The organism is Paramylibacter kogurei (genome assembly GCF_002742285.1).
GTDB lineage: Bacteria > Pseudomonadota > Alphaproteobacteria > Rhodobacterales > Rhodobacteraceae > Amylibacter > Amylibacter kogurei.
Genome location: NZ_MDGM01000012.1, coordinates 644365 through 658503 on the forward strand (window position 1 = coordinate 644365; position 14139 = coordinate 658503).

The window sequence follows — 14139 nt, forward strand, 5'->3', positions numbered from 1 at the left end:
TCGTAAGAGGAGACGATAATGTACAAACAGGTTTACGAAGCATGGCAACAAGACCCAGAAAAATTCTGGATGAAGGCCGCAGAGGCGATTGATTGGGTCAAACCACCAAGCAAGGCATTGTTTGATGACAATGCGCCGCTTTATGAATGGTTTTGCGATGCCGAGGTGAATACCTGTTACAACGCCGTTGATCGCCATGTCGAAAATGGCAAAGGTGATCAAACCGCAATTATTTACGATAGCCCAATCACAGGGCGCAAATCCAAGATTAGCTTTGCTGAACTGCAAGTCAAAACCGCCAATATGGGTGGGGCGCTTTTGGCGCAGGGCGTGCAAAAAGGTGATCGCGTCATCATCTATATGCCAATGGTGCCAGAGGCGATGGTGGCAATGCTGGCCTGTGCACGTATTGGTGCGGTGCATTCCGTGGTGTTTGGTGGATTTGCCGCGAACGAGTTGGCGACACGTATTGATGACGCCACGCCCAAAGCGATTATTGCCGCATCTTGTGGGATCGAACCATCGGGAGTGATCGCATACAAACCACTGGTGGATGGCGCAATTGAATTGGCAAAACATAAACCCGACACGTGTATCATTTTGCAACGCGATGAATTACAGGCCGATATGGTTGCTGGGCGCGATGTGGATTGGCATGAATGCCAACAAGGTATCAGCCCCGCCGAATGTGTGGCGGTTAAGGGTAATGATCCGCTATATATTCTTTATACCTCTGGCACGACGGGTCAGCCAAAAGGCGTTGTGCGCCCCAATGCGGGGCATTTGGTGGCGCTCAACTGGACCATGAAAAACGTTTATGGTGTGAATCCGGGCGAAGTGTTCTGGGCCGCATCCGATGTGGGCTGGGTCGTTGGCCATTCGTATATTTGTTATGGGCCATTGATCCACGGCAACACCACGATTGTGTTTGAGGGCAAACCAATCGGCACACCCGATGCGGGGACATTTTGGCGCGTGATCGAAGAACATGATGTGAAAACATTTTTCACCGCACCCACCGCATTTCGCGCAATCAAACGTGTTGACCCAAAGGGCGAATTTGTCAAAAAATATGACCTGTCTGGTTTGCGCTATTTGTTTTTGGCAGGAGAGCGCGCCGATCCGGATACAATCAAATGGGCGCAAGACCAACTTGGCGTGCCTGTGATTGATCATTGGTGGCAAACCGAAATTGGTTTCCCCGCTGTCTGCAATCCTGTTGGCATTGAAGAGTTGCCAGTAAAACTGGGATCACCCGCTGTGCCGATGCCCGGCTTTGATATTCAAATCGTGGATGATGCGGGTAAACCATTACCAACGGGTGAGCTGGGTGCGATTGTTGCCAAGTTGCCTTTTCCACCTGGAACACTTCCAACGCTTTGGAATGCAGAGGATCGTTATAAATCCGCGTATCTTGAAACATTTCCGGGTTTTTATGAAACCGGTGATGCGGGATATGTGGATGAAGATGGTTATCTTTATATCATGGCGCGCACGGATGATGTGATCAATGTGGCGGGGCATCGTCTGTCCACAGGACAAATGGAAGAGGTGTTATCAAACCATCCCGATGTTGCCGAATGCGCCGTGATTGGTGTGAGTGATGCGCTTAAGGGGCAATTGCCGATGGGTTTTTTGTGCATCAACGCTGGTGTGGATCGTGATCCATCCGAAATTGTGGCCGAATGCGTGAAACTGGTGCGCAGCGAAATCGGCCCCGTTGCCGCATTTAAATTGGCCACGGTGGTGGATCGATTGCCCAAAACACGATCGGGCAAAATTTTACGTGGTATCATGGTGAAAATCGCCGATGGCGCGGAATGGAAGATGCCCGCAACCATTGATGATCCCGCGATTTTGGGTGAAATTGAGACAGCGTTATCCAATCTTGGCTATCCCGCCAAAGGGTAATCTTTGCAAGTTGCAAAGATTTGGTGAAAAATCTATAGTTTAACAAAGCCCTCTGGTTGAGTTGGATTATAGATGTCACCGCGTAGGTTAAAGCCCAGTTTACAAAGCAAATCCGCCAAATCAGCGCAAGATCGCCCGATGATCACGCATGATTTGCAGTCGGCCATGTCGGATGTAATCAATGGGCTAAAGCTCATTGAAACTGATGAATTAAGCAGTGAAAATCAGATTCATTATGATCGTGCGTGCAGCGCCAGCGACACATTGCAACGTATGCTGGCCGTTTTGTTTGACAATCTAAAGGGTGAAAAAAACGATCTGGCCACAGAAATCAGAGCATTCGAACTTGCGAAATTCGTCAGCGACATTCAACGCCGTTGGCATAGCCGTGCATCGGCCAAACAGATCGAATTTAAAATTACTTCGGCGCCAAACTTGCCTGAAAAAATTCAAATTGATCGCACTGCGTTGGAACGTATCCTGTCCAACATTTTGGAAAACGCGATCAAGTTTTGCGACGAAGGTTTGGTGCAGCTTGATATTGGGATCAATCTTGATGAAAACCTGATGTTTGTTGTGCGCGACAATGGTCCGGGGTTTAGCAAAGAAGCATTGAGCCTGTTATATGAATACAAAGGTCGTCCAGAAAATTCGGCAAAGTCGGGGACGGGGCTTGGGCTTCATATTGTGAAACGTTTGGTTGATCAGTTGGATGGAACAATTGATGTTTTCAATCAAACCACGGGCGCGTTTGTCACCGTGGAAATACCATATAGTTCATGGCGCGTATCAGAACAGACCAGCAATGTTCCCGAAGATGAATTTGATTTGTCTGGGCTTCGTATTTTATTGGCAGAAGATAACCAGACAAGCCAAATGGTTTTGCGCAAACAGATCGAAGGATTTGGTGTTATCCCAACGGTTGTCGACAATGGACTAGATGCATTGCGACAATTAGAAAGCGAAGATTTCGACGCGGCATTGATGGATATTGAAATGCCTGTGATGTCTGGCTTGGACACCATTATGCAATTGCGCAAACGCGATGATATCAAGGGGGCGATCCCGATTATCGCGGTGTCTGCATATGTGATGCCAGGGGATCGCGAAAAAATTATGCTGGGCGGGGCGGATCATATCGTGACCAAACCGGTCACAGATGCGGCTGCGTTTCGCGCCACGATTGGCGCAACCATTGCGGCTAAAACCGATGAAAATCAGCGCCGATTTGCCATTCAAAAAAACCGTCGTGAACCGTTGATCGATCAAGAAATCTATCGCGAATTGGAAAGCTCGGTCGGGCGCGAGGATATGCATGAATTGCTGTCAAAAATTTTGATTGATTTGAAATCTGTCGCGGCGGCGTTGAAAAAATTTGTAGCTGCAATGGATGTTGCAGGTGTGCGCGCGCAAACACATGTTTTGGTATCCGTGGCAGGTGCAATTGGCGCAAAATCAGTGCAAAAATCCGCTGAAAGTTTGAACATTTCCGCCAATCACGAAGAAATTGATCAAGTGCGCGATTATTATTTGGAATGCGCAACGGGGCTTAGCAAATTGATCGTAGAGGTTGATCATCTGAAACAGCAAAACGCGCTGATTTCATCATGAAAAAAGTGCTGTATGTCGAGGATACGGATTCAATTTCGATGCTTTACGCATCCTACCTCAGAAAAGCAGGATATATTCCCGTCACTGCCGCAACTGCGCAAGAGGCAGAACAAGAATTCATGGCCCATGATTACGAAGTGATCTTGGTTGATCTTGGCCTGCCTGATCGCAATGGGTTGGAATTGCTTGCGGATTTTTTGCTCCGCAAACCAAAATTGAAGGTCATTGTGATCACGGCAAATGGTTCCATGAACATCGCGGTGGAAGCAATGCGAATGGGTGGGGCGGATTTTTTGGTCAAACCCGTCAGCCAAGAAAAATTTTCCGCAGCAGTAAATAATGCATTTGCACAGCTTGAACAAACCGCTGCACCAGATGTTCGCCATGACGGCGCATTTGATGATCGCCTGAGCGAACGCGTGCGCCCGTTAATCGGTCTGCCGTTTGAAAAGGTAGAACGCGCCTTGATCGAGGCAACAATTCAACATTGCAATGGATCGCTGCCAAAGGCTGCGGATTTATTGCAAGTGGCGCCATCTACTCTTTATCGCAAAAAAGAAAACTGGAAATAGGTACAAAAATTGCCATATTTTGCGGTATAAGACATATCAAATTAACATTGTGATGCTTGAACAATCCAACAATGGCGTTACAAACAGGAATAAATCCGGTGTCGCGCACCTTTTTTACAGGATAAAATGATGATTAACTTGAGAGATTTTGCAATTTTGGCCGTTGTGTCAAGCCTGACCGCAGCTGGTGCTAACGCACAGACTTTGGCCAATTCAAAAGGTCCTGCGAATACCCCACCTGATACATATGGCGGATTGCAATTCGTGGATAACGAAGGTTGCGTTTTTGTGCGTTCGGGATATGCGGGCAAGGTTACGTGGGTACCACGTGTGGATCGCAAGCGTCGCCAATTATGTGATTCATCTTTCGTTCCAACATTTGGTGATGGCAAAGTTGCGCAAGCGAAAACAGGTGGTGGTCTGTTCGCCAAGAAACCAAAACCTGCCAAATTGGAAGAGCTACCAGAGCCAAGCGAAGAAGAAGCTGTTGCAAAAGTTGACGAAAAACCAAAGAAACCTAAATCAGGTCTTTTTGCAAAACGGGTGAAACCCGAGGTCGAAGAAGAAACTGTTTCTGTTCCTGTAGCTGAACCAAAAGCAGCTGAAGAAACAGTACAGGCACCTGCTAAAACAGAAGAAAAGCCAAAACCACGTAAACCGTTGTTTGGCTTGGGCAAGAAAAAGGCGAACACTACAAAAACCGCAGATGCACCAGTTGTTCTTGAAAAACCAGAACCGGTGGCCAAGGTTGAAGAACCGGTTAAAACACCAAAGATTGTAATTTCAAAACCAGCCAAAGTGGTGGAAAAAGAACCCGTCGCGGCGAAACCTGTTGAAAAGGTTGCCAAAACAGCAAAGCCTAAGAAGGTCGCAAAACCAAAACCCGTAAAAACGCCATCTTTCAAAGAGGGATATTACGTGCGCGTTGCGAATTTTTCCAATGCGGATAAAGCAAGCGAAACACTGGATTGGTTCAAGACATCTGGCCATCGTGGGTTGATCACACCAATCGGTGCGAAATCCGAATTGAATGTCGGCCCATTTAGCAGTGCCGCCGCCGCAAAAGCGGCGTTATATCAAGCGGTTGGCGCAGGATATAAATCTGCCAAGATTGTTAAGCATTAATTATAAGGCGCCTTAACCGGCGCCTTTTTTAATATTCTGCGTATGATTTTTCCTCGACCAATGCCGAGCCAAGCGCAATGTTGATTTGGTTTTTCAAATCGGCACGTTTGTCATTTGTCACATAAACCGCGCGCGCCAATTTTACGAATGTATCACCAAAATCTTTGGCGCGTTCGCAATCGCGAATATCATCTTCGATCACCCAAAGCTGTTTATTCACGTCCAGCAATGCTTTTTGCAATGCATTGATTTGGGCCGTGTCTGGAATGTGTTGATCGGCAACGGCCTGTAACGCTGCGCGTTCAGTTTCGACATTCGCCAGTTTGCCCGCATCGGTAATATTTTCGGATTTGATTTCCAAAATGGTCAGCTTGTCCAGCAATTCACCAGGTGCGATAGGGGTTAAAATCTCGGTCATGATTGTTTCTTTACCAATTGTTTTATGTCTTTGTAGAGCGAATTGAAAACGCCGTCCCAATCACCCGCGGATTTCTGTCGGATCAGGCGCATGGTTGGATACCATGGCGTTTCCTTGGGGTGGGGTTCGTATAGCCAGTAAGCCTCGGAATGGAGCAGATTCCAAACAGGCACGCCAAGCGATCCCGCAACATGCGCAATCGCGCTGTCCATCGTGACAACCAGATCAAGCTGTTTGATCAAGGCCGCACTGTCAGCGAAATCGCGATCATGCCCTGCGGCATCAACGATAAATGCATTTGCACCGTCTTTGATGAAATCATCATGCAATGGTCCCTTATAAAGAGAAAACATTTGCAGGTTTTCAATATCAGAAAGTTCCAAAAATTTGTGATGATCAAAGGATCGTTTGTGATTGGCGCGATACGTGACCGAGCCAGACCATAACACGCCCAATTTAAATTGGTTGGCAAAGGGGGCGACAATCGCATTTGCTCGCGCGATTGAATCCTCTGGCGTGTGCAATGTGGCGGGGGCAGGGATCGTGTCAAACGTGGTGTCCAGATATCGGGGCAAATCCATCATCGGCACCCAATAATCAGCACCCGCAATTTCGGATTTCTTGCTGACAAAGGCATCAATGCCCGTCGTTTGCGATAATAATCGCACCAAAGGTTTTTTGCACAGGAATTTCACCTGACAGCCAAGCGCCTTTAATCCCGCAAAAAAGCGCGCCATCAAAATGGTATCCCCAAATCCCTGCTCAGGGGTGACCACAATGGTTTTTCCCGTCAAATCTTGGCCGCGCCAAATTGGAAAATCAAAATCAGGCAGCGATATTTCATCACCCTGCCAACGCCATTCAAATTCGCGAAACCCATCGGGATATTCGCCTAATGACAACAGAGTCATTGCCAATTGAATGCGTAATTCTGCATGATCGGGGAATTTTTTAACCGCTGATTGCAATGCTTTTTGCGCATCTTTGTATTTCCCGGCGCCGCGATAAAATTTGCCCAGCATGGCGTGGTTCATCGGATCATCAGGTTCCAATTTCAAAAGCTGTTTGCGCAGTTTTACCGCTTGCTTTGCATCACCTGCATCAAAATATGCATTGCTGGCGTTTCCCAATATTTGGGCCGAATGTTCACCGCGTAATGCGCGTTCATGTGCAATGACGGCATAATCAAACTGTTGTGTGGAACGGAACAGCGCACCCAGATTTGACCAGATTACATGGTCATTGGGCGCAATCGCCAAATACTGCGCATAAGATTTCTTAGCCAAATCATATTTTTTCGCGCTGTGTTGGGAAATTGCTGTCTGTCGTAATTCTGAAGATTTCATAATTTACGTACCAATATTTCAATTTGCATCAAAATGATGCCTCTCTGTGAGGAATATAGGCATTATATCAACGGTTTGACAGTGAAAATTCATACTGTTTCACATTGTTCTATTCTATTCATGTTTCTAGTTTATATATACCAGCAACATGCGATGTGTTGCAATTACGGGACCAGAAAAAATGACAGATACAATCAGCATTGAACATGCGCAAAGTGATCGCGCCTATGAAATTGATTCAGGGTTTATCAATGCTGTTTTGGCCGCCGCAGAGGATGGCGCGCGTGACGATCTGATCGCCTTGTTCGAACCACTGCACGCAGCCGACATTGCCGATGTTCTGGAACAGGTCAGCGCAACCGAGCGGGAGGCCATTGTTGCCCTTTGGGGGGACGAGGTCGATGGCGAGGTTTTCGCCGAAATGGACGAAGATATCAGTGTCGAGCTGATGGAAAACCTGTCGGATGATATCATCGGCGAGGCGATGCGTGATCTGGATACAGATGACGTTGTTGACCTGATCGAAGATATGGAAGAACCCCAAAAAGAGCGGGTTCTTGGATCACTTGAAGAGGCTGATCGCGCCGCGGTTCAACAATCGCTGTCTTACCCCGAGGAAACAGCGGGGCGTTTGATGCAACGCGAATTGGTCATGGCGCCCACGCATTGGCGGGTTGGTGATGCGATTGATGAAATGCGTAAATCTGATGATCTGCCAGAGCGGTTTTATGATGTTGTGATCGTTGATCCACGTCTGAAACCCGTGGGCAAGGTGCCGTTATCCAGCCTGATGTCGCATCCACGTGATACCGCGCTGACGGAAATTATGGACGAAGAATTTCGCACCATCCCTGTGGGCCAATCCCAAGAAGACGTCGCATATGCATTCAACCAATATAACATGGTTTCCGCACCTGTTGTGGATGAACAGGATCGTTTGGTCGGTGTCATCACGATGGATGACGCGATGGAAGTATTGGAAGAAGAAGCCGAAGAAGACATCATGCTATTGGCCGGTGTTGGCGATGAAACGCTTCACGATAGCACATGGAACACAACCAAGCTGCGCTTTCCTTGGTTGGCTGTGAACCTTGTCACATCAATTTTGGCATCACTAGTGATCGCGCAATTCTCCAGCACGATCGAGGCGATTGTGGCATTGGCCATTTTGATGCCCATTGTGGCCTCGATGGGGGGGAATGCGGGTACGCAAACCCTGACAGTGGCGGTGCGCGCCCTTGCGACCAAGGATTTGACCCCATCAAATGCGTGGCGGGTTATTCGCCGTGAAATGTTTGTTGGCCTGTTAAACGGCTGCATTTTTGCGGTGATTATCGGCATTGTTGGTGTGATCTGGTTTGGTACACCGATGCTGGGTGTTGTTTTGGGTTTGGCCATGATTGTAAACCTGTTGGTTGCAGGTCTGGCCGGTATCTCTGTGCCAATTGTGCTGGATAAATTGGGTGTCGATCCCGCACTGGCGTCGAGCGCGTTTGTGACAACCGTTACCGATGTGGTTGGATTTTTCGTATTCTTGGGGCTGGCGGGCGCGTTATTGTTGTAATTATTTTGTTATTAACAATGTGCGATTGCGCGAACCTTTGGTGATCTTAACCGAGCTTTCACCGATGCCTGACACGCGCCAGCCGCTGACACGTTCCCCGTTTTTCAACGTTACATAACGCCCTGAAGGTGTGCGAAATAATGCGCGGCGTTTTTTGGCAGTGCCAAAAACCCCAACAAGGCTAAGCTGGTTTTTTTGAAAAACCTTGCTGGGCGTGCCACGAGTTACAACGCTTTCTTTTCGTGTTTGTGTGGCAGGGGCAGATGCCAGTTTGATCTGCTCTTTTTTTGTTTTCTCAACGGTGCGTGAAAAACTGGATGATTTGCGTGGGGGAAATGGGCTTACGCGGATGGCGCTACGCGATGCATTTGCGATATTGGATTGAATTTCACGCAAACGGGCCTGTTCAAGCGCACGCGCACGCTGTGCGGCGATTTCTGCAGTGGTGAATTGTGGCTTTGCGGGTTCTGGTTTCGCCGCAGGTTCGGGCGTGGCCACTGGTGCGGCCTTTACCACCAATTGATTGGGGCGTGGTTTGGGTGAAAACCCACGTAACGCAGGGCTTGCGCGATCCAACATGCTGGGCGCGGGCGCTTGTGTTGCGATGTTTTCTGGGCGTGGACGTGGACGCTCACCAGCCAATTCTGGGTTTGCAAGTGCCAACACATCAATTTCGGGTTCTGACGTTGTTTGTGTTTCAACTGGTTGATCAGGATCACTTGGGGAAACGGGGGCATCCGTTTGCACGGAAACCTCTGTTTCAATCGGGGTGGTTTGATCTGCGCGATTGCGCATCTTGGGGCGATATTGCGCCAATTCCGGATTGGCCAATGCCAATAAATCAACCTCTGGTGTGGTTGGTTTTGTGTCCGGCTCAACGGGTGTTTCCACAACCGCCACCGCTGGTGCACCAACGTTTGAATCCAGTGGTGTTATGGGTAAAACGTCGGTTACTTCTGGTGCGGTTTCTGAAATAGCGGGCTGGGCAACGGGCGTTGGTTTTTCACCTGTGGTCAAATGCGCAGGGCGCAATTTTGGGCGTTGTTGATCGGCAGATGGTTCAACGCGTGACGGTGGTAATACCGTTGGCTTACCGCGAAATAGGGTGAATCCATCTGGGCTGATGGTGCCGTCGATGCTTGGTTCCAGTGCTGCAAGTCGGATATATTCCGTAGGGTATGTATGAAGCGAGGTTTTCACCCCTTTGATTGCTTCTTTCGACATCACCGATTTCAAAGCAACACGATCCATTGCAACAGATGTGTTCTGTGTAACAACGATTGGCGTGGATTGCGCCACGACGGATGCATCCACATCCGACCCACCGCTTTGCAAAATGCCAAGGCCCAGAGCCAATGCACCAACCGCAGCAACTGGTTTTAATTTGTTCCAAGGTTTGCGGGCAATCACGGGTTGTTGGAAAATCGGTTCGTTTGCAAAACCAAATTGACGCCAACGTGACGTGTATTCACATGGGTTAAACCCAAGTGTTTGCGCATATGTGCTGGCCTCTGCCAATGTGGTGACAGCCACCGCAGCAACGTTATTTTCACAGGCCGTATCGGCCATACAAATCACCAAATTATCAATGGGAATATCGGTTTGCGCTGAAATTTCATGCGCTACGTTTGTTTCAACGTCGCTGGTAGTGGATGTGAACAAAACTTCGCTTGTGGGGATCATCACCGCAACGCGCGCTGGCATCACGGGGAACGGCTGCACTTGTTTGCGCATATCTTTGATAATGTGATCAAAATCGGGGGCGTCGGTTTGTGTTTCGATCAATGGCACCCAAACATCATCCGTTGCACGGTGAAGCAAACACACACGTTCATTTGAAAGTTCTAATGCATATCTTGGTCGAATCTTCACGTTCGTTTTACCCCTGCGTTGCCCATCACGCTTTGAAATTATCCTATACCTTTTTTCTCCACTGTAAAAGGAAAGCTGTTGTGAACAGGGTATTTCAAGCGAATTTTTACCGAAAAATCAGATCGATAAACCGCGAAATGCGCTTTAGGACATCAAACGGGGATATTCGATTTTTGGACAACGGTTTTGCACCACTTGCAATCCAGCATCGCGTGCGGTTTTCGCTGCACCTTCATGTTCAACACCTAACTGTGCCCAAACCGTTTTTAATGCGGGCAGGGCGCTGATCGCCTCTGTCACGATATCAGGCAGGTTTTCGGAACGGCGAAAAATATCGATCATATCAATATCGATGTCTTTGGGAATGTCGGACAGGCTGGCATAAACTGTTTCACCAAATAACTCTTGCCCTGCCAACCCTGGGTTCACACCAATCACACGATAGCCCAGATCCTTGAGGAACAGCGATACATAATGCGAAGGGCGCGCAGGGTTTGCCGATGCACCCACACAAGCAATGGTTTTCGTTTCGGTGAAAATTTTATGAATCATCGCATCAGTCATGGCGTTACTTTGGCGTGAAATAATAGATGCGCAAGAAAAAAGCGCCCAAAAACTGGGCGCTGAGTGTGGAACGAGGGACAGTTATACGATGAGTTCCAACATCGTATTCTATAGATAGGCATGATCAGTCAAATTTAAAGGGTCTGATCATTTCAACACATCGGGCCAATTTGCATCTGCTCGGCTAATATTGCCGGGGATGTCTTGTTGCCACGTGGCGCGCACATTTGTGTTAAAATTCAGATAAAGTTTATCATCAACGATGGTCCACGCGTCTGGGTCGGTCTTTGCCGTGGCACCATTGGCCACCGCATAGGCACAATACCCACCGTATTGTGGCGCGTATTTTTCAGGATTGTCCATGAACATTGATTTATTTTGTTCGGTTGCAAACAACCACGCGGAACCGTGCCAATCATATGAAATGTCACGATTTCCTTTAACCGGCGCGGATTGCGTGAAATATGCGACGGGATCATACCCATTGATCGCAGCACCATCATTTTCAAACACTGCGGGCTTGGCCGCATGAACGGCGGTGGCAAGGGTGGCAAGGCCCGCAGCAAATGCATGGCGTAAAACACGACGACGAGAGAAAACCATGAGTTTAACCTTTCTATATTCTGATTTGAGATCAGTATAGAAATTCTAAACTCTCGCGCAATTTGGGATACGCGAATGTGAAATCGCGTTACTTTTTCATTGGTCCAAGTGATGTGCGCGCCGCATAGAGCGATACCGCGGCCGCATTGGATACATTCAACGATCCAAATTCGCCCGCAAAATCAATCTTGGCCAAAATATCCACGGTTTCTTTGGTCAAATCACGAAGCCCAGGGCCCTCGGCACCCATAACAATCGCGGTGGGGCGATTGTTATGCACGAACAACACATCATCCAACACATCATTCGCGGTGCCATCCATCCCGATCAGGAAATATCCCATATCCTGCAAGGTTTTCATCGCCGTCACCAAATTGCGAATTTTGATATAGGGTTGGCGTTCCAACGCACCCGATGCGGTTTTCGCCAATGCACCTGTTTCGGGCGCACTGTGGCGGGTAGGGGCGATCACGGCGCGTGCGCCAAACACTTCGGCAGAACGCAAAATCGCACCAACATTATGCGGATCGGTCACGCGATCAAGCAATATGATCAACGGGTTTTCCCCTCGTGGAGCACAAGATTCGGACAGGCTCCCCCAATCTAATGGCTTTACCTCTAGTGCGGCACCTTGGTGAACCGAATTTGGATCAATCGGCACATTGAATTTGCGCGGGTCTTGGATTTCGGGTGTCATTCCGCTTTTGGTGATGGCATCGGCCAAACGATCGGCGGCATTTTTGGTAACAACCAAACGCAAGCGTTCGCGCATCGGGTTTTCCAATGCATCGCGCACTGCGTGAATGCCAAATAACCAGACTGTTTCTGCTGCACTCGCTGCGCGGGCGCGTTCTTTTTCAACCACCCAGATGGGTTTTTTCTTGTTTCGCGGGGCCATAATTACCAATTTTCCTGTGTTGATCCGTCTTTACACGCAACAACAGGCAGGGCAAGTCATCTTGTATCACATTTCTTGCGCTTTTGTGGTTGACGCAATGCGCGGGGCTGACTATTCAGGCGCTCGTTGATAGGCAAATACGCAAATCAATGGGCGACGCGCTGCAAGGTGCGGCAGTGGACTGTAACTCCGCCGAGGTAACTCATGCCTGGTTCGATTCCAGGGTCGCCCACCACTTTCTCTCCTTGATATGATTTCCGCTCAATTCGCTAGGGTCGATCTTTATGGCTATTCTTTTGGGTGAAACTTTCCTAAAGACAATGCCAAGGAACCAGAGGTGAAACCGTGAGCCAGCCATATAACATTTGCGCAATTGTTCAGGCTGGGCGGCTGGAATATGAAGCGTTGATTTTCACGCTGAGCTTTCGCCATCATAATCCCGATTTTGCTGGACGTTTGATTCTGTTGGAACCAGAGCAGGGCGATAAATGGGATCACGATACGCGGGTTTCAAACAATGTGCGTAGGCTGTTGGAACAGTATGGCGCGGAAATTATCCCGTTTCAAAACCGCGATTTTGGACAATGGTATCCACAGGGCAATAAAATCGAAGGTTTGGCGGCCATGCCCGCCAATGAACCCTTTGTGTTTTTTGACACAGATACGTTGTTTACAGGGTCAATTGACGATGTGCCGTTTGATTTTTCCCGCCCAACCGCATCGATGAAGCGCGAAAATACATGGCCCAAGGTCGAATTATATGGCCCCGATGCGCATGTGATTTGGAAATCGCTCTATGATAAATTCGGGCTGGATTTTGATGCATCCCAAGACACCAGTTTTCCCCACGGTTATTGGCAACGTTATCTTTATTTCAACGCAGGTTGGTTTTTTTACAAAGATCCGCACGAATTTTGCGAAATTTATCGCCAATATGCCCATGACATTTTGCATGATTCCCCACCCGAATTGGTGACGCAAACGTTTGATCCGTGGTTGGATCAGGTGGCCTTGCCTTTGGTCATTCATCGCCTTGGCGGCGCACGCAACACGATTCCGACGGGGTTATTGGATGGATCGGTCACATTCCATTATCGGGTGATTTCGCTGCTGTATGCGACAGCACCCGATGAAACCGTGGCGTTTTTACAAGAGCTAGTCGCGCCCAACAAAATCAAAAAGATTTTGAAACAGTACGAGCCGTTTAAAAAGACAATTTATCAATCCAAGGGGACGCGCGCGCGCGATATGTTTGATCGCGAAAATTTGCCGCGCAAAGAAGAAGTGATCCGTAAGCGTTTGAAAAATCGTAATCTTTGGGAACGCTAGGCTTTATTTTTTCTTGCGCTCGGCCTTTTCAACAATGCCAGATTTACCTTCGCGCCGTTCCAATTCGGCCAAGACATCTTCGAATTTCACACCGCGCGATGATAGCATGATCAACAGGTGAAACAAAACATCTGCTGCTTCTTCGGTCAGCTTTTTACGTCGCCCCTTGGCGGCCTCGATGATTGCTTCGACAGCTTCTTCGCCAAATTTTTCTGCACATTTTTCAGGGCCACGTGCAAAAAGTTTTGCGGCATATGATTTTTTCTCGTCTTCGCCTTTGCGCTTTTCAATTGTGTGGGCAAGACGTGTTAATACATTTGGCATTG

General features: G+C 48.3%; 13 protein-coding genes and 1 tRNA gene. 7 read left to right on the forward strand and 7 right to left on the reverse strand.

Going from position 1 to position 14139, the window contains the following annotated elements; translation table 11 throughout:
* Positions 1 to 15 precede the first annotated feature (15 nt).
* The 4 genes from BFP76_RS08670 to BFP76_RS08685 all read left to right on the forward strand — a co-directional run bounded on the left by BFP76_RS08670 (position 16) and on the right by BFP76_RS08685 (position 5219).
* On the forward strand, positions 16 to 1911 hold the full coding sequence (locus BFP76_RS08670) for a propionyl-CoA synthetase (protein WP_099592828.1): 1896 nt from the start codon (positions 16 to 18) through the stop codon (positions 1909 to 1911).
* Positions 1912 to 1983: 72 nt separating this feature from the next.
* Positions 1984 to 3522, forward strand: a complete 1539-nt coding sequence (locus BFP76_RS08675; protein ID WP_099592829.1) for an ATP-binding protein — start codon at positions 1984 to 1986, stop codon at positions 3520 to 3522.
* Positions 3519 to 4094, forward strand: coding sequence for a DNA-binding response regulator (locus BFP76_RS08680; protein WP_099592830.1), 576 nt, complete (start codon positions 3519 to 3521; stop codon positions 4092 to 4094). The genes BFP76_RS08675 and BFP76_RS08680 overlap by 4 nt, the downstream gene beginning before the upstream one ends.
* Before the next feature lie 129 nt (positions 4095 to 4223).
* Positions 4224 to 5219 (forward strand): SPOR domain-containing protein, encoded by a 996-nt coding sequence (locus tag BFP76_RS08685; RefSeq protein ID WP_133117416.1) that lies wholly within the window; start codon positions 4224 to 4226, stop codon positions 5217 to 5219.
* 28 nt (positions 5220 to 5247) lie between these two features.
* Here BFP76_RS08685 and BFP76_RS08690 read toward each other — a convergent pair whose 3' ends face one another.
* Positions 5248 to 5637 carry a DUF6165 family protein gene (locus BFP76_RS08690; RefSeq protein WP_099592832.1) on the reverse strand — a complete coding sequence of 130 codons (390 nt, stop codon included), beginning with the start codon at positions 5635 to 5637 and terminating at the stop codon, positions 5248 to 5250.
* The gene (locus BFP76_RS08695; protein ID WP_099592833.1) at positions 5634 to 6983 is read right to left on the reverse strand and encodes a tetratricopeptide repeat protein; all 1350 of its coding nucleotides are present in this window, start codon (positions 6981 to 6983) and stop codon (positions 5634 to 5636) included. The genes BFP76_RS08690 and BFP76_RS08695 overlap by 4 nt, the downstream gene beginning before the upstream one ends.
* A 181-nt stretch (positions 6984 to 7164) precedes the next feature.
* On the opposite strand from BFP76_RS08695, the gene mgtE reads away from it, so the two are divergent.
* Complete coding sequence (gene mgtE / locus BFP76_RS08700) at positions 7165 to 8547, forward strand: magnesium transporter (RefSeq protein ID WP_099592834.1); 1383 nt, start codon at positions 7165 to 7167, stop codon at positions 8545 to 8547.
* On the opposite strand, the gene BFP76_RS08705 is transcribed toward mgtE, so the two are convergent.
* The 4 genes from BFP76_RS08705 to rlmB form a co-directional block, all read right to left on the reverse strand.
* Positions 8548 to 10419 carry a hypothetical protein gene (locus BFP76_RS08705; protein ID WP_133117417.1) on the reverse strand — a complete coding sequence of 624 codons (1872 nt, stop codon included), beginning with the start codon at positions 10417 to 10419 and terminating at the stop codon, positions 8548 to 8550.
* Positions 10420 to 10563: 144 nt separating this feature from the next.
* On the reverse strand, positions 10564 to 10983 hold the full coding sequence (locus tag BFP76_RS08710) for a CoA-binding protein (RefSeq protein WP_099592836.1): 420 nt from the start codon (positions 10981 to 10983) through the stop codon (positions 10564 to 10566).
* A 147-nt stretch (positions 10984 to 11130) separates the two neighbouring features.
* Positions 11131 to 11586 carry a YHS domain-containing (seleno)protein gene (locus BFP76_RS08715; RefSeq protein WP_099592837.1) on the reverse strand — a complete coding sequence of 152 codons (456 nt, stop codon included), beginning with the start codon at positions 11584 to 11586 and terminating at the stop codon, positions 11131 to 11133.
* 88 nt (positions 11587 to 11674) lie between these two features.
* Entirely contained in the window at positions 11675 to 12484 is an 810-nt protein-coding gene (gene rlmB / locus BFP76_RS08720) for a 23S rRNA (guanosine(2251)-2'-O)-methyltransferase RlmB (RefSeq protein WP_099592838.1), read from the reverse strand.
* Positions 12485 to 12635: 151 nt separating this feature from the next.
* Between rlmB and BFP76_RS14665 the strand changes: the two genes are divergently transcribed.
* Together BFP76_RS14665 and BFP76_RS08725 are read left to right on the forward strand one after the other, a co-directional pair.
* A tRNA-Tyr gene (locus BFP76_RS14665) sits at positions 12636 to 12719 on the forward strand.
* Positions 12720 to 12829: 110 nt separating this feature from the next.
* Positions 12830 to 13813 (forward strand): hypothetical protein, encoded by a 984-nt coding sequence (locus tag BFP76_RS08725; protein ID WP_099592839.1) that lies wholly within the window; start codon positions 12830 to 12832, stop codon positions 13811 to 13813.
* A gap of 3 nt (positions 13814 to 13816) precedes the next feature.
* Here BFP76_RS08725 and BFP76_RS08730 read toward each other — a convergent pair whose 3' ends face one another.
* On the reverse strand, positions 13817 to 14137 hold the full coding sequence (locus tag BFP76_RS08730) for a phosphoribosyl-ATP diphosphatase (RefSeq protein ID WP_099592840.1): 321 nt from the start codon (positions 14135 to 14137) through the stop codon (positions 13817 to 13819).
* Between the last annotated feature and the right edge of the window lie 2 nt (positions 14138 to 14139).